This is a genomic window from Yonghaparkia sp. Soil809 (assembly GCF_001429705.1).
GTDB lineage: Bacteria > Actinomycetota > Actinomycetes > Actinomycetales > Microbacteriaceae > Microcella.
This window is the reverse complement of record NZ_LMSV01000001.1, coordinates 61,680-76,895: the sequence shown is the minus strand read 5'-3', so window position 1 is coordinate 76,895 and position 15,216 is coordinate 61,680. Positions and strand designations below refer to the sequence as shown.

Below are 15,216 nucleotides of genomic sequence, written 5' to 3'. Positions count from 1 at the left end.
CACGGGGCCGGCGCTCTCGGCGTCAGTGGTCCCTGAGCAGCGCGATGAGCTCGCTCTTGCGCAGCCTCGAGCACCCGGTGAGTCCGAGCTCCGTCGCGCACGGCCGCTCCTCCGCCGCGCCCGTCCGCGCGGGCGCCATCAGAGGCTCTTCCCGCCGGTCACGGGCAGCACCGCGCCCGAGACGTCGCTCGCGGCGTCGCTCGCGAGGTACACGGAGGCGGGGGCGACCTCGGCGGGCTGCCCCGCGCGACCCAGCGGGGTGTCCTGCCCGAAGTCGGGTAGCGTCTCCGGCCAGCTCGTCGCGGGGATGAGCGGCGTCCAGATCGGCCCGGGCGCGACGGCGATCGCGACGGCGCGGCCGATGCCGCTGTCGCCGCCGGTGATGAGCGCGCGGCGGTCGCGCAGGCGGTCGGCGCCGCGGTAGCTCTCCTCGCCGTGGTCGGGCGTCGGGCTCGTCGCGTCGGTGAGACCGGGCTGCGACTGCTCCTGCTCGGGGAAGCCCTCGCTGCGGTGGAGGGACGTCGGGTCGGTGGTCGATGCGCTCATGTCGCTCCCTTCGTCGACCGCCGGCGCGGTCGCGGGGGCCACGGTACGACCGGGGCGTCGCCGGTCGTCACGGGGTTGACAGCCGGTCAGTTCGACTCGGCGCTGCCCTTCTCGACGAGCCGCTTGGAGAGCAGGACGATGAGGATCACGCCGTACGTGTCGGCGACGATGCTGATGTTGTACTCCCAGAAGAACCAGATCCAGAACTCGCTCGCCTCGAGCGGGGCGCCCGCGTGCTCCTGCTCGCCGACCCAGACGTGGTGCCCGGCGAGGACAGCGACCAGCGTCTGGACGACGAGGATCGCCGCGAGGACGATCGACAGGCTGTGGCGCTGCCAGAAGGAGCCCTCCGTGCGCGCGCCGCGGTAGTGCATGACCATGGGGGCACGCTAGCGACGGCGATCGCGGGCGAGGAGGGGGTTGCGCGAGCGGCCGCGAGGGCATGCTCAGACGGCGGGGCGCTCGTCGTCCAGGGCGACGTCGGGGTCGGGCTCGACCTCGACGCGCTCGTCCGGGTCGATCGTCGGCGGCGGCAGTGCCTCGTCGAGGGCGTCGTCGAGGTCGACGGGGCGCTCGGCGTCGTGGTCGATGTCGCGGGCCAGCAGCTCGCGGTCGACGAGCTCCTCGTCGCCGCTGCGGGGCTCGTGGTTCCGGGGCTCGTGCTCGTTCGCGGTCATGCCCGCTCCCTCCGTCGGTGCGCGGTGCGCGCTCCATCCTCCCGCGCTCCCGTCGCCGCCGGGGGAGCGCTTCTCCACAGGTGCAGGGTCGCGTAGCTGCGCCACGGCGCCCAGCGCTCGCCGAGCGCGTGCGCCTCGCGCGTCGTCCCGGCGGCTCCGGCCGCGCGCAGCGAGCGCAGAAGCACGAGGTCGTCCGCGAGCAGGATGTCCGGGGCGCCCAGCACGCGCATGGCCACGTATCCGGCCGTCCACGGACCGATCCCCGGCAGCGCCTCGAGGCGCGCCCGCAGCTCGGCCGCCGGCATCCCGACGTCGATCGCGAGCCGCCCGCTCGCGAGCTCCTCGGCGACGCCGATGATCGTCGCCACCCTCCGCGCGGGACCGCGCAGCACCGAATGCCCGTGCTCGGCGATCGCGGCCGCGTCCGGGAAGGCCCGCAGACCGGCGCGCGGCTCGTGCGCGGCGAGCGCATCGAGGTCGGCCGCGAGGCGCCCGAGCACGGTGCGCGCGGCCGGCAGCGAGATCTGCTGCCCGACGATCGTCCGCAGGAGCGTCTCGGCCGCGTCGACCGCTCCGGGGATGCGGATGCCCGGCTGCGCGGAGACGAGCGGCCCGAGCAGGGCATCCCGCCCGAGGGCCTCGTCGATCGCGGCCGCGTCGGCGTCGAGATCGAACCAGCGGCGGATCCGCGCGACGAGCGGAGCGAGGTCGGCGATCGCGGCGAGCTCGGCCGAGCAGACGACGCCCGGGCGCTCGGCGTCCAGGCGCACCCTCACGAGCGCGGGGCCGTGGGGGAGGGGGATCCAGCGCCGGACGGCCCCGTCGTCGACCTCCTCGACGCCCGAGATCGCGTGGTCGGCGACGTAGCGGACGAGCCCGGCGCCGTCGAAGGGCGCCCGCGCCGCGAGCCGCACGCTCACGGCGGTCGCTCCGCCCGCGGCGGCCGCGCCGGGCGTCGCGCGGACGCCGTGACGCCCGGACCGCGCGAGGCCGCGCAGAGCCGTGGGCGTGAGGCCGTAGACCTCCTGGATCGTGTCGTTGAACTGCCGCAGGCTCGCGAACCCCGCCGCGAACGCGACGTCGGCGACCGGGAGGTCGGTGCCCGCGAGCAGGGCCCGCGCCGACTCGGCCCGGTGGGCGCGCGCGAGGGCGAGCGGCCCGGCGCCGAGCTCGCCCTGCAGCACGCGCACGAGGTGCCGGCTCGAGTAGCCGAGCCGCGACGCGAGCCCCGGAACGCCCTCGCGCTCGACGACCCCGTCGAGGATCAGCCGCATCGCGCGGGCGGCGAGATCGTCCCGTCGATTCCAGTCGGGGTTGCCCGGCACCGCGTCGGGCTGGCAGCGCTTGCACGCGCGCAGCCCCGCCTCGTGCGCCGCCGCTGCGGTCGGGAAGAAGTCGACGTTGTGCGGCCGTGGCGTCGTCGCGGGGCACGAGGGGCGGCAGTAGATGCCCGTCGTGCGCACGCCGGCGATGAACTGGCCGTCGAAGCGCGCATCGCGCGCGGCGAGGGCCCGGTAGCAGACGGCGTGGTCGAGAGGGGGCACGCCCCCACCCTGCCACCGGGCGGATGCCCGCACCAGCGGGATTCGGACATCCCGATCAGGGCGCCGCGCCCCGATCGCCTCGCTAGGCTCGCGAACATGAGCGAGCCCCTCCACCCGCCCGCATCCGCGCCGAGCACGCCCGACTGGTCGGCGACCGCGGGGCTCGCGCCCGACTCGGCACCCGCGCCCGCGAGCGCGCCGCCGGAGGTGCGCGCGGAATCGTCCACGCCGGCCCAGCCCGGGTTCGCGACGCCCCCGCGGCGCCGGTCGGCGGGGATGCTCGTCCTCGCCGTCATCGGATTCGTCGTCCTCGGCGCGGTCGCCCTCGTCGTCGGGCTCTACCTCCTCGCCGGTCTCGGCCCTGCGGGCCTCGTGATCGGCGCGATCATGGCGCTCGTGCCGCTCGCGATCGTGTTCGCGGGCATCCGCTGGATCGATCGATGGGAGCCCGAGCCGCGCGGCGCGCTCGTCTTCGCCTTCCTGTGGGGCGCGGGCATGAGCGTGCTCATCGCGCTCGCCGTCGACGCCGAGATCCGCAACGTCGTCGCGATGGCGGGCGGGTCGAGCGAGGCGTTCGAGTTCTTCGGCGCCGCGATCCAGGCGCCGATCGTCGAGGAGCTCGGCAAGGGTCTCGGCGTGCTCATCCTGTTCTGGACGGTCCGCCGCCACTTCGACGGGCCCGTCGACGGCATCGTCTACGCGGCGACCGTCGCGGGCGGGTTCGCGTTCACCGAGAACATCCTCTACTTCGGCACGCAGCTCGCCGATGGCGGGCTTCTGAGCGGAGGCACGATCGAGATCTTCTTCATCCGCGGTCTCATGTCGCCGTTCGCGCACGTCATGTTCACGGCCTTCATCGGCGCCGCGCTCGGGTTCGCCGCTCGCCGGGCGGGGGCGCTCGCGGGCCTCGGGCTCTTCGTCGTCGGGGCGATCCCGGCGATCCTGCTCCACGCGTTCTGGAACGGCGCGCTGTTCTTCGTCGGCGACTTCTACGGCTACTACCTGCTCGTGCAGGTGCCGATGTTCCTCATCGCCGTTGCGATCGTCATCGCGCTGCGCAGGCAGGAGCAGCGACTCACCGCCGTGCGCCTCGGCGAGTACGCCGCGGTCGGCTGGCTGCACCCGCAGGAGGTCGCGATGCTCGGCACGCCCGCCGGGCGGCGCACGGCGCAGGCGTGGGCCGCGCGCCACGGGGTGCCGGGGCTCATGCGCGCGTTCATCCGCGACGCGACGCGCCTCGCGCACGCGCGCCAGCGCATCCTCGGCGGTCGCGACGGCATCGGCGCCCACGTCGACGAGGCGGAGCTCCTGCAGCGCGTCGCCGCCTCGCGGCACGCCCTCATGTCGGGGCGCGCGACGCCCTGAGATCGGCCGACGCTGCGACCGTCCCGCGCGAGCGCGCGGTCGGGCGGATGCCCGTGGCCCCTTAACGAGATGGGGGCCGGTCGGTGCGCCCCCGCGCTCCGACCGGCCCGTCCGATTCCCTCCCTGCGTCGCAGCCCCCTGCGACTCACCCCCCGGTTGCAGTCCCCCGGAGTTCCTCGGCTCGTTCCCGATACACACGGCATTCGGCGCCCGCCCGAGAGCGGATTGCCAGAGTGCGGGCCCCCACTTCGGGGGATATCCGCGGCGGGAGCGAGCGGAGTCGAGGCGGACGGCGCCGGTTAACAGACTCGCCGCCCAGTGGCGGGGCAGGGCCTCCGGCGCTTCTGGGCGGCGAGTTGATCTGCCCCTATGGTGCATCGCGCTTCGCGCGGGGTCAAGAGACGGGGAGAATCGGGCGTTCGACCCCCTGACTGGGGCGTGAGCGGACCGAGCGCCGCTCGCTAGCCTGACCAGCGGGGAATCGACCGCGCTTCGGCCCCGCTGACCCGACGAGCGCGAGTGAAGGCGGTGACGCGGGTGGCGGCCTGCCCGAACTGCGCTTCGCCGCTGCGCGACGGGCTCCGATTCTGCACGCAGTGCGGCACCGCACTGCTCACCGCTCCCGCCATCTCCGCGCCCGCTCCCGCGGTCGACGCCGTGCCCGCCCCCGTGCCGGCGCTCGGTCCCGGGGCTCCCGAGCCCGTCGCCCGCCCGAGCATCCTCGGGCTCCTGGTGTCGCCGTCGCCGGCATCCGTCGAGGCGGAGGACGCAGAGGAGGACGACGACGCGCGTGAGGCGGACACGGCCGAGCCCGAGGCGCCGCCGGAGCCCGCCGAGCCCGCCGTCCCCGTCGCGCCCCTGCATCCGCTGGGCGTTCCGGTCATCAGCGCGCGGCAGCCGCCGAGACCGGGCGCGAACCCGACGCACATCGGCCGCGCACGCTCGTACATCACGGCGCCTCCCGCGCCCGTGGCGTCCGCGACGTCCGCGGAGCCCGCGAGTGCGCCTCTGCCGACTGCCGACGCGGCAGCCGCCCGGATCCCCTCACCGCCGGCAGCGGTGGTATCCGGGTCGAGCGCGGCATCGGGGGCGACCGCGCCCTCCGCCTCGACCGCGCCCTCCGCGCCGTCGCCGTCGATCGATCAGCGACCCGCGGGGCGCACCTCCGGCCGTCGCTACTCTCCGCCGCCCGTGCGCAGCACCGCCGCGTCGTGGGCCCTCGTCACCGGTCTCCTGCCGCTGCTCGTATCGATCTTCGGCAACGCCGTGACGACCGAGCTCGGCACCGAGGCGCTCGAGGCGACCGCCTCCGGAGTGACCTCCGGCGCGTGGGCGCCCGTCTTCGTCGCGCTCTCGCTCGTGTTCGTCGCGAACGCCGCCCTGCTCACCGTGTGCGCGATCACCGGGGTCCGGGGCATCCGCGAGACGAGCAACGGCATCACGCGGGGTCGCCCTCTCGCGGTCTCCGGGCTCGCCGCCGGCGCTGTCAACGTCGTGCTGCTCGTGGCGGGGCTCGTGATCTCCATCTCGGGGCTGTCGGCCGTCCTCGCCTGACCGCCCCCAGCATCCGGTCGGTGCTCTGACGGCCTTCTCCCAGGTTCCAGCGCATCCGGATGCGCGGGCCGAGGGGAAGTGATGGATGTAAGGCGAATTCCGCCTTGACCCCGGAAGGGGCATCCGCCCCGCCCCCGGGGCCGTCAACTGGAGGAACCATGCGCAACCGAATCCTCGCGGGCCTGGGCGTCGCCGCCCTCGCCACCGTGGGCATCGCTGCCCCCGCGAACGCCATCAGCGACACCTCGGCCGACCTCTACGTCGTCCACGCCTTCCCCGGCCTCACCGTCGACGTCTACGTCAACGACGGCGCCGAGCCGGCGCTCGCCGACTTCGAGCCCATGGACGTCGCGGGCCCGCTCGACCTTCCCGCCGGTGACTACAACTTCAAGGTCGTCGCCGCCGGTGGCGACCCGACCGTCCCCGAGGAGGTCGCGATCGAGCTCGACGCGACGCTCGCGGCCAACACCAGCTACACCGCCGTCGCGCACCCGGCCGAGGACGGCACCCCGGTGCTCTCGGCCTTCGTGAACGACATCTCGGAGATCCCCGCGGGCGAGGGCAAGATCACCGTCCGTCACACCGCGCAGGTCGGGGCCGTCGACGTCCGCTCGGGAGACGCCGTCCTGATCGAGGCGCTCGCCAACCCGGACGAGGCCGACGTGCTCCAGCTCCCCGCTGACACCTACGCCGACATCAACGTCGTGCCGACCGGCACCGACACGCGCGCGATCGAGCTCGGCGATGTCGCGCTCCCCGCCGGCACGAACATCTTCGTCCACGCGTTCGGCCCCATGGAGGACGACACCTTCAGCGCCGTCATCTTCACGATCGACGGCCTGGGCGCGACGCCGGCCGAGATCCCCGCGGGTGAGGCCGGCCTCGGCCAGCAGCCGAACACGGGCCTGATCGCCGCCGGTGCGGCGCTCCTGCTCGCGCTCGCCGCGGCCGCGGTCATCGTCCGTCGTCAGACCGTCGGCGCCGAGCGCTGATCGCGGTTTGCCTCACATGACGACGAGCGGGAGGGCGGCGCGAGCGATCGGGCTCACGGTCGCCGCCCTCCTGCTCCTCGCCGGGTGCGCTGCTCCGGAGCCGGAAACGGCTCCGGAGCAGCGTGCTTCCGACACGCCCCGCCCGACCCCCACCTCGACGGCGTTCACCGATCCGCGCGAGGCTCTGGACGCCCTGGCGGCCCGCGTCGCTCCGGCTCCGGTGTCGCTCTCCATCCCCGACCTGGGGATCGAGATGGACGTCCTTCCGCAGGGTCTCGACGAGCGCGGGGCGATGGCGCTGCCGGCCAGCGCCTTCGACGCCGGCTGGTACGAGTACAGCGCGGGCCCCGGCGCGAGCCAGGGCGCGACCGTCCTGGCCTCTCATGTCTTCACCGTCGCCGAGGGGGAGGGCCCCTTCCTCCGGCTTCTCGACGCGCAGCCGGGTCAGCTCGTCGCGGTCGTGGACGCCGAGGGCGTCCGGCACGAGTACCGCATCTCGATGGTCGAGCAGATCTCCAAGGACGTCGTCCCGCTCGATCGCGTGTTCACCTCGGTGGGCGACCCCCATCTGGTGATGGTCACGTGCGGGGGCGACTACGACTACGGGTACGCCGGTGGCCGCGGCCGCTACGAGGACAACGTCATCATCACGGCGGAGCGGTTGTCATGACAGCCCCGTTCGCTACCATGGCGCGCACGGCCGATGCTCGTCCCGGCCGTTCGACGCACGGGGAGCGGAGCCGGCACGTGGTGGCAGCGATCGACGACGGCACCGAGCTCGCTCGGCGCTTCGTCGCCGGCGACGAGCGCGCGCTCGCCGACATCTACGGTCGGTGGAGCTCGCTCGTCTACTCCCTCGCCCTGCGCTCGCTCGGCGACGTCTCCGACGCGGAGGATGCCGCCCAGCGCGTCTTCGTGAAGGCGTGGCAGAGCCGCGAGCGCTACGACGCCAGTCGCGCCAGCCTCTCGGCGTGGCTCGTGGGCATCACGCGCAACGTCATCGCCGACGCCCACGAGGCGCGGGCGCGCGAGCGGTCGATCACCGAGCAGCTCACCGCCATCACCTCGCCGGGCGAGTCGGCGGCTCCCGACGCGGAGCTCGCCGATCGCCTCGTCGTGGCCGACGAGATGGCGCGGCTCGAGCCCATCCCGCGCCAGGTCGTCGAGCTCGCGTTCTTCGACGACCTGACCCATACGCAGATCGCCGACCGGCTCGGGATGCCCGTCGGCACCGTGAAGTCCCACATCAGACGCAGCCTCGCCCGGCTCCGAGACCGCATGGAGGTGACCCATGGAGCAGCACGACTCTGACCGCGCCGCGCACGATCGCGCGGATGACGACGCCCTGGCGCATCTCGACGCCGAGGCCATCGCGCTCATCGCCATCGGCGAGGCGCCGTCCTCACTCGGCGAGTCGCGCCACCTCGCGGTCTGCCCCGCCTGCCGCTCCGAGCTCGACCAGCTGCACGGCGCCGCCGAGATCGCCCGCACCACGATCGGCGAGGGCGCGTTCGTCGCCCCGTCGTCGGCGGTCTGGGCGGGCATCCACCGCGAGCTCGGCCTCGCCGCCGACGTCCGCCCGCCCGGTCTCGACACCGACCCCGCATCCGAACCGGTCGCCTCCGCCCCGGCCGCACCCGTGAGGAGCTTCGCCGACGAGCGCGCGCGCCGGGGCCGCATGCGTCGCCTGATCGCTCCCGTCGCCGGCATCGCGGCCGCAGCGGTCGCGGTCGGCGCCGTCGCGCTCTCCTGGGAGGCCCTGCGTCCCGCCCCCGAGTCCGTCACCGTCGCCCGCGCGGCCCTCGACGCCCTCCCGGCCTGGCAGGGCTCGACCGGCACCGCGGTCGTGTCCGAGACCGCCGACGGCGAGCGGGTCGTCTCGATCGAGCTCGACGCCTCCGTCGAGGCGGACGGGGTCCGCGAGGTGTGGCTCCTCACTCCCGAGGTCGACGGGCTCATCAGCCTCGGCCTCCTCGAGGGCGGGTCGGGCACCTTCGTCATCCCCGACGGCATCGACCTGGCCGAGTATCCGATCGTCGACGTGAGCCTCGAGCCCGTCGACGGCGACCCCGCCCACTCGGGCGACTCGATCGTCCGCGGCGCGCTCGACGTCTAGTCGGCCGAGCGGCTCGCGAGCACGCCGACGGCCACGAGGAGCAGGCCCGCCACGATGAGGAACGCCGCGCCGACCGCGATCACGGTCGCGAGCGCGGCCCCCGGCAGGGCGAGCACGAGGATGCCCGCGATGATCGACAGCGCGCACGTCGCGATCGCGAGGCCCCGCGGCGCGATCGCGGCATCGGGCATTCCGCCGAACAGCCCCGCGATGCCGTCGGTGATCCAGCCCACGCCCACGACGGTGACGAGCAGCGCGAGCCCGGCCCCGGGGCTCGCGATCGCGATGACGCCCGCGACGAGCACGAGCGCCCCGAGCGCGCCGACGAAGACGCGCAGCGCGCGGGGGAGCTGCGGCCCTCGGAGGGCGACGAGCAGCCGGAGCGCGCCGACGACGAGCAGGTGCGCGCCGAACAGGACGGCGACGGTGACGAGCGTGGCCGCCGGCCAGGCGAGCGCGGCGACGCCGAGCAGGGCCGAGACGACGCCGGTGACGAGCAGGAGCGGGCGCGGGCGCGACGGAGCGTTCGAGGGCATGATCCCAGTGTGCCCGACCCGCCGGTGCCCGCCGATCAGTAGCGGTCGGGCTCCGGTGCCCGCACGAAGCGGCGCCCGGTGACCTCCTCGGGCAGGATCCTCACCCACCGGTACTTGAGGGTCGGCAGCCACGGCGAGAGCGGAAGCGTGTCGGCCGCGTCGATCTCGCTCTGCAGTTCGAGCCGTTCGGCGCGCCCCTTCGCCACGACGCTCCACGCCTCCTCGTCGGTGGCGCCGTCGATCTCGAAGGCGACGCGGTCGTTGATCGAGAGCTCGAGCAGCTTCGTGCCGGGCGCCGTGCGGAAGTAGAGCATCCGCTCATGGGTCGCGTAGTTCACGGGGAAGATGTCGACGGTGCCGGCCGCGGTGACGGCGAGCCGGCCGAGGCTGCGCGAGGCGAGGGCGTCCCAGCACTCGTCCGCCGTGAGCTCCGTGATGGGGCCGAGTCCGATGGTCATGAGGGGCTCCTTTCCGCTGCCCCTCATCTGACTCCAGGGGCAGGGGGCCGCGTCAGGGCCGAAAGTCCCCAGTCGGCCGCTCAGCGCGTGCAGGAGCCGGTGCTGACGCTCTCGCTCAGGCCGGGCGCGGCGGCGATGACGGGGTCGAGCTCCGCCATGGTGTGCGCGTAGCCGATGTCCTCGCGGTTCTGCGCCTTGGCGAAGATCATGCCCACGACCGCGCCATCGAGGGAGAGCACGGGGCCTCCCGAGTTGCCGGGGTTCACGTCGGCGGCGAGCGTGTAGGTGTCGCGGGGGAAGGAGCCCTCCCCGTCGATCCCGGGCGAGATGATGGTGCCGACCTGCACGACCTCGGCGCCTCCGGAGGCGAAGGGGCCGCCCCAGGGGTAGCCCTGCACCGCGCCGACATCGCCGACCCCCATCGTGTCGCCGAGGGGGAGGGTCGCGACGGGCAGGTCGTCGACCGCGACGACCGCGACGTCCTGCTGTCCGTCGAAGTAGACGACCCGACCGGCGAGGCCGCCGACGCCGGGGAACTCGATCGTCGGCTCGGTCACGCCCGCGACGACGTGCGCATTGGTCAGCAGTCGATCCTCCGCGATCACGAACGCCGTCCCCGACTGCACCTGCCCGCACGCGTAGGCGGAGCCCGAGATGCGCCCGACCGACTGCCCGGCGCGCCGCAGCTCCGGGTTCTGCGCGTCGATGACCGGGGGCGGCGGGGGAGCGACGTCGCCGAGCGCGTCGGCGATGCGCGGGATGCCCTCGCTCACGACGAGGCTCCGCACCTGGCCGAGCGCGCTCGACACGGGGCCCGGCGTGAAGCGCTCGATCGTGCGGAGCACGGTCGAGTTCGCCGTGGTCGTCGACACGAGGGGGATGCCCAGGGCCGTGACGGTCGAGCCGACGAGGCTCATCACCAGGAGGGAGACGACGCCGCCCGCGATCGCGCCGCCCACGCGGTCGAGGGGTCGGGCGCGCCGCGCGACGCCGCGCCGCCAGACGTGGCCCAGGCGCTCGCCGAGGCTGAGCCCGCCCACGACGAGCAGCACGATGGCGAGGAAGACCGCGGTCGCCCTCCAGGTCGGCTCGGAGATCCACGTCGTGATGGGCGGGATGAGCAGGAAGGCGAGCACCGCGCCGAGCGCGGCCCCGATCACCGAGCCGAGCGTGAAGAGGAAGCCTGCGGCGGCCCCGCGCGCGATCGCGCCCGCGGCGAGCAGGAGGAGGAGCACGTCGAGCAGCAGCGGCAGCAGCATCCGGCCCCCGTTCCTGATCCCGAGCGTTCTGAGCATCCTGGCACGCCGCTCCTCGCGGTGTCTGCCCCGTCGTCGGGGGGCGATGCCCCGCAGCGCGAGGAGTCGCGGCCGACTGCTAGTATCTGAAGGTTGCCGTCGAACGGCCGCGGAGAAAGAGAGCCCCGAGCATTCCGCTCAGGGCGCCGCGCAACGAGGAGAGAGGGGATCACCTATGGCACTGGAAGCAGACGTCAAGAAGGCGATCATCGACGAGTACGCGACGCACCCCGGTGACACCGGATCCCCCGAGGTGCAGGTCGCGATGCTCACCAAGCGCATCAAGGACCTCACCGAGCACCTCAAGGAGCACAAGCACGACCACCACTCGCGTCGTGGTCTGCTGCTCCTCGTGGGCCAGCGTCGCCGTCTGCTGGGCTACCTGCAGAACATCGACATCGAGCGCTACCGCTCGCTGATCGAGCGACTGGGTCTGCGCCGCTAACACGCTCTGCGCGTTGGCGGGTCGTCGAGAGACACCGCGAGCTTCTTGCGCGAAGGCCGCCCCCGACCTCGTCGGGAGGCGGCCTTCGTCGTCGGGGGGGGGAAGGAACGACCGGAATTCTGGCACTTCTGCTCCCTTCTTCCGCAGCAGGGCTAGGGTGTCTCGGATGAACGAACCACGCCGCCGCGGTCGCCCCGTCGAGCTCGACCTCGAGCGGGTCGGGCATGTGGCGCTCGATCTGTTCCGCGAGCACGGCTACGACGCCGTGACGATGGAGGACATCGCTCGCGTCGTCGGGCACAGCCGCCGAACGATCTTCCGCCACTTCCCGGCCAAGGCCTCGCTCGTCTGGGCGGGCACCGACGGCTTCGCCGATGCCGTGAAGTCCGAGCTCGAGCGTATCGACCCGGCCGTCCCGGCGATCGACGCGGTGCGTCAGGCCTACATCGCCGCCGCGAGCGTGCCGCCGGAGATCCGCGAGGTCACGCGGCAGCGCCTCCTCCTCATCGGTGACAACCACACGCTCCACGCCGACGGCGTCGCCCGATTCGCCGACGTCGGCCTTGTGATCCGCCAGGCGTTCATCGATCGCGACGGGCTCGACCCCGACGGACTCGAGGCGGCCATCGTCGGCGACACCCTCGTGCTCGTCGCGCACCAGGCCTTCGTGTGGTGGGCCCGCCACGGCGAGGGCGAGCCGGCCGCCGTGCTCGAGGCGGCGTTCGACCGCGTCGCCGAGGGCCTCCGCCACCGGTGAGGCTCCGCCCCGCCCGCGGCCCCGTCACCCGCGCCGTCCGCCGACCGTCCGCGCTGCGCCGCGTCAGCCTCGTGCGCCTCGCGCTCGTGGCGGCCCTGATCGGTCTCGTCGTCGCCGCGGGCTCGCCCTCGCTCGGTCCGCTCAGGAGCCTCGCGCGCGGGCTGCTCGTCGCCGTCGTCGTCGCGATCGTGGCGAGCTACCTCGTCGAGTTCCTCCTCGCGCGCCGGCGGCGCTGACCGCGACGGATTCCCTGCCGAATCCCCGCTCCGCGTGCGATTCTCGAGGCATGCCCGAGCAACGACGCGCGCCGCGACGCCCTCGTGCGCGCCCGCTCCGCGCGCGGCTCGTCGCGGGTGCGGTGGCCGCGCTGCTCGCGCCGGGCATCCTCGCCGCCTGCGCCCCCGCCCCGATCGAGACCGCGGCCGGCCTCGGGGCGGTGACCGCCCAGCGCGACCGCGTCGCCGAGCAGGCGCACGAGCGGTCGATGCAGCGCCTCGCCGAGTTCGTGCGGGCCAAGTGGGGCCCCGTGTCGCTGCCGGAGGTCGTCGTCGAGCGATGGGTCGACTACGGCGAGTGGGGCGGGCTGATGTCGGAGTGCCTCGCGAGCGCGGGCTTCCCCGGCGCTCGCGCCGCCGACGAGGGCGAGCGCATCGACTACAGCGGGGTCGACGTCGACTCCCCGCGCGAGCTGTTCGACGTCGACGTCGCGACGTACGCCTGCCAGGGCCGCTTCCCCGTGCGCAGCTGGTTCGTCGACTCGGTGCGCGGCGTCGAGCTGCCCTGGGCGTACGACTACGCGACCTCCGAGCTCCCGGCGTGCCTCGCCCGCCACGGCTGGGCCGTCGCCGAGGCGCCCCCGAGCCAGGAGTTCGCCGCGACCTGGCGCACCGACGACGCCTACGACCCCTACGCGCTCGTCGGGCCCGACCCGCTCGAGCGCGCGGCCGCGAGCGCCCGCTGCCCTGCTCCCGAGGTCCTCCTCGACGGGGCGTCGCGATGACCGCCCGCCGCGCCGTCGCCGCCCGCAGCGCCGTCGCCGCCTCCCTCCTCCTCGCCGCGCTCGCCGGCTGCGCGTCGCCGACCGCGGCCCCCGCCGTGACGATCGAGGATGTCGTCGCCGAGCGCTCGGCGACGATCTCGGCGCAGTGGCGCGCGGCTGTCGCCCACTCCACGCGGTTCGTCCGCGAGCGCTGGCCCGAGGCGGAGCTCGAGATCGCGTTCGACCGCTGGGTGCCCGTGGAGGACATCGACGAGGCGCGCGCCGCGTGCCTGAGTGAGACCCTCGGCCGCGAGGTCACCGTCACGGAGGCGAGCGGGCTGCTGCAGGTCGGGCCCGGCCCCGTCTCCGAGCCGGTCTGGCGCGCGCCGGTCGCCGACATCGGCTGCGGGCTCTCCGTCCAGCCGTGGAGCTCGCTCTACCCGTTCGGCGGGCCCGTCGAGCGGCAGTGGGTGCGCGAGCAGCTGCTCATCGAGCTGCCGGCGTGCGCGAGCAGCCTCGGCGCCCGCCTGATCGTGCCCGACGTCGACGCGGCGATCGACGGCGCGATCTACCCCACGAGCGTGGGCCGCTCGGTGAGCGCGATGCAGAGCGTCTGGCCGCACGTCGAGATCGTCGGCGACCCGACGGCGCAGGCGCGCGTGCGTGCGCAGTGCACCGACCCGGGGCCGGCCCTGCTGGCGCTCGACCCTCCGGAGATCGTGCCGTGACCTCCGGGCCGCGGCGATCCGCCCTCGCGCTCCTCTGCGGGGCGCTCGTGATCGCCTGCGGCGCGTGCTCCGGCGTCGAGCCGCCGAGCGTCAGCCTCGAGCTCGTCGCGGCCGAGCGGGCCGAGCGCCTCATCGGTCTCTGGTTCGACAGCACCCAGGCCACGCAGCGGGATCTGCGCGAGCGCTGGCCCGACTCCCCGCCCCTGCAGTTCGAGTTCACCGCGTGGGTCGACCCCGCCGACTACCGCGCGCGTCTGCTCTCGTGCGCCTCCGAGAGGCTGGGGCGGCCGGCGGTGCTGGGCGGCGAGGCGCTCGCGGGGGAGGACCCGTGGGCCCCGGCCGTCGCGGAGGCGCTGTGCCGCCACGAGTTCCCGCCCTTCAGTCAGGAGTTCTCGCTCGGCGGGCCGATCGAGGCGCGCTGGCTCGACGCGCAGCTCACGACAGCGCTGCCGGCCTGCGTCCGCGCCTTCGGCGGTCGGCTCGACATCGCCGACACGTCAGCGGTCATCGACGCCATCCGCGACCGGCCCCTGAGCTCCGAGGGTCCGCGCGACATCTGGTCGATCATCGCGGTCACCGGCGTCAGCGCCCTCGATCGCGCGGCGATGCGCGCGGCCTGCCCCGACCCGGCGCTCGCCCTCGACCGCCTGCCGCTGCCCGTCATCGACCGGTAGCGCCCGCCCGAGCGGATCCTCAGCCGCCCGCGGGCCGCGGGCCGCACAATGTCCTCATGCCGTCGGACGACCTCCTCCGCCCGATCGCCGTCGTGCGGGCCGGGGCGGGGCCGTGGGGGCTCCGGCTCGCCCTCGCCGCGATCGCGATGGTCGCCGCGGCGACCGGGCTCGTCGTCGGGGTCGCGCCCCCGGGCATCCTCACGGGTCTTCTCATCGCGGTCTCGCTCGGCGGGTTCCTCCTGCTCGCCGCGAGCGCCGCGCAGATCACCACCCGCTGGCGCACGAGCCTGCGCTCCGACGGCTGGTCGCTCGTCGTGCGCTCACCGTTCGCCGTCGCCGAGCACTCCTACGGGCACGAGCTCGCGATCGGCCGCTGGCTCGACGCTCGTCGGGGGCGCCCCGAGCTCTGGGTCATCGAGTCGGGTCGCATCGCAACTCCCATCGGAGACGCCCTCGACCCCCTGCGCGTGGAGGCCTTCGCTCTCGCGGTCGGCGTCCCCGTCGTCGACGTCGACGGCGACCCGCCGAGCGCGCGCGGTGCCTAGGCTGA

General features: G+C 74.4%; 21 protein-coding genes. 13 read left to right on the top strand and 8 right to left on the bottom strand.

What is annotated here, in order from left to right; all coding sequences use genetic code 11:
* Positions 1-22 precede the first annotated feature (22 nt).
* From ASG83_RS12970 to ASG83_RS00410, 5 genes are all read right to left on the bottom strand, one after another.
* Positions 23-139, bottom strand: a complete 117-nt coding sequence (locus tag ASG83_RS12970) for a Rho termination factor N-terminal domain-containing protein (RefSeq protein WP_235451404.1) — start codon at positions 137-139, stop codon at positions 23-25.
* The gene (locus ASG83_RS00425) at positions 139-546 is read right to left on the bottom strand and encodes an SDR family oxidoreductase (RefSeq protein WP_055855769.1); all 408 of its coding nucleotides are present in this window, start codon (positions 544-546) and stop codon (positions 139-141) included. Before ASG83_RS00425 ends, ASG83_RS12970 begins: the two co-directional genes overlap by 1 nt.
* Before the next feature lie 86 nt (positions 547-632).
* On the bottom strand, positions 633-926 hold the full coding sequence (locus ASG83_RS00420) for a hypothetical protein (protein WP_055855766.1): 294 nt from the start codon (positions 924-926) through the stop codon (positions 633-635).
* 66 nt (positions 927-992) lie between these two features.
* Positions 993-1,223 (bottom strand): hypothetical protein, encoded by a 231-nt coding sequence (locus ASG83_RS00415; RefSeq protein WP_055855763.1) that lies wholly within the window; start codon positions 1,221-1,223, stop codon positions 993-995.
* Entirely contained in the window at positions 1,220-2,767 is a 1,548-nt protein-coding gene (locus ASG83_RS00410) for an AlkA N-terminal domain-containing protein (protein ID WP_055855753.1), read from the bottom strand. Before ASG83_RS00410 ends, ASG83_RS00415 begins: the two co-directional genes overlap by 4 nt.
* A gap of 96 nt (positions 2,768-2,863) precedes the next feature.
* On the opposite strand from ASG83_RS00410, the gene ASG83_RS00405 reads away from it, so the two are divergent.
* The 6 genes from ASG83_RS00405 (at position 2,864) to ASG83_RS00380 (ending at position 8,794) form a co-directional block, all read left to right on the top strand.
* On the top strand, positions 2,864-4,132 hold the full coding sequence (locus ASG83_RS00405; RefSeq protein WP_055855750.1) for a PrsW family intramembrane metalloprotease: 1,269 nt from the start codon (positions 2,864-2,866) through the stop codon (positions 4,130-4,132).
* A gap of 537 nt (positions 4,133-4,669) precedes the next feature.
* Positions 4,670-5,686 (top strand): zinc ribbon domain-containing protein, encoded by a 1,017-nt coding sequence (locus ASG83_RS00400; RefSeq protein WP_235459976.1) that lies wholly within the window; start codon positions 4,670-4,672, stop codon positions 5,684-5,686.
* Between the two features lie 158 nt (positions 5,687-5,844).
* The gene (locus tag ASG83_RS00395) at positions 5,845-6,678 is read left to right on the top strand and encodes a DUF4397 domain-containing protein (RefSeq protein ID WP_055855745.1); all 834 of its coding nucleotides are present in this window, start codon (positions 5,845-5,847) and stop codon (positions 6,676-6,678) included.
* A gap of 16 nt (positions 6,679-6,694) precedes the next feature.
* Positions 6,695-7,348: a class F sortase gene (locus ASG83_RS00390; protein WP_055855742.1), complete on the top strand. Its 654-nt coding sequence runs from the start codon at positions 6,695-6,697 to the stop codon at positions 7,346-7,348.
* 77 nt (positions 7,349-7,425) lie between these two features.
* Entirely contained in the window at positions 7,426-7,989 is a 564-nt protein-coding gene (locus ASG83_RS00385) for an RNA polymerase sigma factor (RefSeq protein ID WP_055855739.1), read from the top strand.
* Positions 7,970-8,794 carry an anti-sigma factor gene (locus ASG83_RS00380; RefSeq protein ID WP_082598966.1) on the top strand — a complete coding sequence of 275 codons (825 nt, stop codon included), beginning with the start codon at positions 7,970-7,972 and terminating at the stop codon, positions 8,792-8,794. Before ASG83_RS00385 ends, ASG83_RS00380 begins: the two co-directional genes overlap by 20 nt.
* Here the strand turns inward: ASG83_RS00380 and ASG83_RS00375 are convergent.
* The 3 genes from ASG83_RS00375 to ASG83_RS00365 form a co-directional block, all read right to left on the bottom strand.
* Entirely contained in the window at positions 8,791-9,330 is a 540-nt protein-coding gene (locus tag ASG83_RS00375; RefSeq protein WP_055855736.1) for an HdeD family acid-resistance protein, read from the bottom strand. The genes ASG83_RS00380 and ASG83_RS00375 overlap by 4 nt on opposite strands.
* A 35-nt stretch (positions 9,331-9,365) precedes the next feature.
* A complete protein-coding gene (locus ASG83_RS00370) occupies positions 9,366-9,788 on the bottom strand; it encodes a pyridoxamine 5'-phosphate oxidase family protein (RefSeq protein WP_055855734.1) in 423 nt (140 codons plus the stop codon).
* Positions 9,789-9,868: 80 nt separating this feature from the next.
* The gene (locus ASG83_RS00365; protein ID WP_082598965.1) at positions 9,869-11,083 is read right to left on the bottom strand and encodes a MarP family serine protease; all 1,215 of its coding nucleotides are present in this window, start codon (positions 11,081-11,083) and stop codon (positions 9,869-9,871) included.
* 175 nt (positions 11,084-11,258) lie between these two features.
* On the opposite strand from ASG83_RS00365, the gene rpsO reads away from it, so the two are divergent.
* The 7 genes from rpsO (at position 11,259) to ASG83_RS00330 (ending at position 15,211) form a co-directional block, all read left to right on the top strand.
* Complete coding sequence (gene rpsO, locus ASG83_RS00360) at positions 11,259-11,528, top strand: 30S ribosomal protein S15 (RefSeq protein ID WP_055855728.1); 270 nt, start codon at positions 11,259-11,261, stop codon at positions 11,526-11,528.
* Positions 11,529-11,694: 166 nt separating this feature from the next.
* Positions 11,695-12,285: a TetR family transcriptional regulator gene (locus ASG83_RS00355; protein WP_055855726.1), complete on the top strand. Its 591-nt coding sequence runs from the start codon at positions 11,695-11,697 to the stop codon at positions 12,283-12,285.
* Entirely contained in the window at positions 12,282-12,521 is a 240-nt protein-coding gene (locus ASG83_RS00350; protein ID WP_055855724.1) for a hypothetical protein, read from the top strand. Before ASG83_RS00355 ends, ASG83_RS00350 begins: the two co-directional genes overlap by 4 nt.
* Before the next feature lie 50 nt (positions 12,522-12,571).
* The gene (locus ASG83_RS00345) at positions 12,572-13,285 is read left to right on the top strand and encodes a hypothetical protein (protein ID WP_156710891.1); all 714 of its coding nucleotides are present in this window, start codon (positions 12,572-12,574) and stop codon (positions 13,283-13,285) included.
* Positions 13,282-13,992 (top strand): hypothetical protein, encoded by a 711-nt coding sequence (locus ASG83_RS00340; RefSeq protein ID WP_055855718.1) that lies wholly within the window; start codon positions 13,282-13,284, stop codon positions 13,990-13,992. Before ASG83_RS00345 ends, ASG83_RS00340 begins: the two co-directional genes overlap by 4 nt.
* Positions 13,989-14,666, top strand: coding sequence for a hypothetical protein (locus tag ASG83_RS00335; protein WP_055855715.1), 678 nt, complete (start codon positions 13,989-13,991; stop codon positions 14,664-14,666). Before ASG83_RS00340 ends, ASG83_RS00335 begins: the two co-directional genes overlap by 4 nt.
* A gap of 56 nt (positions 14,667-14,722) precedes the next feature.
* Positions 14,723-15,211, top strand: a complete 489-nt coding sequence (locus ASG83_RS00330; protein ID WP_055855713.1) for a hypothetical protein — start codon at positions 14,723-14,725, stop codon at positions 15,209-15,211.
* The last annotated feature ends 5 nt before the right edge of the window (positions 15,212-15,216 follow it).

Excerpts from the sequence above, each read along its gene's own strand:
- ASG83_RS00380 (WP_082598966.1), top strand. The coding sequence starts at position 7,970 with ATGGAGCAGCACGACTCTGACCGCGCCGCGCACGATCGCGCGGATGAC.
- ASG83_RS00415 (WP_055855763.1), bottom strand. The coding sequence starts at position 1,223 with ATGACCGCGAACGAGCACGAGCCCCGGAACCACGAGCCCCGCAGCGGC.
- rpsO (WP_055855728.1), top strand. The coding sequence starts at position 11,259 with ATGGCACTGGAAGCAGACGTCAAGAAGGCGATCATCGACGAGTACGCG.
- ASG83_RS00425 (WP_055855769.1), bottom strand. The coding sequence starts at position 546 with ATGAGCGCATCGACCACCGACCCGACGTCCCTCCACCGCAGCGAGGGC.
- ASG83_RS00340 (WP_055855718.1), top strand. The coding sequence starts at position 13,282 with ATGACCGCCCGCCGCGCCGTCGCCGCCCGCAGCGCCGTCGCCGCCTCC.
- ASG83_RS00390 (WP_055855742.1), top strand. The coding sequence starts at position 6,695 with ATGACGACGAGCGGGAGGGCGGCGCGAGCGATCGGGCTCACGGTCGCC.
- ASG83_RS00345 (WP_156710891.1), top strand. The coding sequence starts at position 12,572 with ATGCCCGAGCAACGACGCGCGCCGCGACGCCCTCGTGCGCGCCCGCTC.
- ASG83_RS12970 (WP_235451404.1), bottom strand. The coding sequence starts at position 139 with ATGGCGCCCGCGCGGACGGGCGCGGCGGAGGAGCGGCCGTGCGCGACG.
- ASG83_RS00355 (WP_055855726.1), top strand. The coding sequence starts at position 11,695 with ATGAACGAACCACGCCGCCGCGGTCGCCCCGTCGAGCTCGACCTCGAG.
- ASG83_RS00395 (WP_055855745.1), top strand. The coding sequence starts at position 5,845 with ATGCGCAACCGAATCCTCGCGGGCCTGGGCGTCGCCGCCCTCGCCACC.
- ASG83_RS00330 (WP_055855713.1), top strand. The coding sequence starts at position 14,723 with ATGCCGTCGGACGACCTCCTCCGCCCGATCGCCGTCGTGCGGGCCGGG.
- ASG83_RS00375 (WP_055855736.1), bottom strand. The coding sequence starts at position 9,330 with ATGCCCTCGAACGCTCCGTCGCGCCCGCGCCCGCTCCTGCTCGTCACC.
- ASG83_RS00370 (WP_055855734.1), bottom strand. The coding sequence starts at position 9,788 with ATGACCATCGGACTCGGCCCCATCACGGAGCTCACGGCGGACGAGTGC.
- ASG83_RS00405 (WP_055855750.1), top strand. The coding sequence starts at position 2,864 with ATGAGCGAGCCCCTCCACCCGCCCGCATCCGCGCCGAGCACGCCCGAC.
- ASG83_RS00420 (WP_055855766.1), bottom strand. The coding sequence starts at position 926 with ATGGTCATGCACTACCGCGGCGCGCGCACGGAGGGCTCCTTCTGGCAG.
- ASG83_RS00365 (WP_082598965.1), bottom strand. The coding sequence starts at position 11,083 with ATGCTCAGAACGCTCGGGATCAGGAACGGGGGCCGGATGCTGCTGCCG.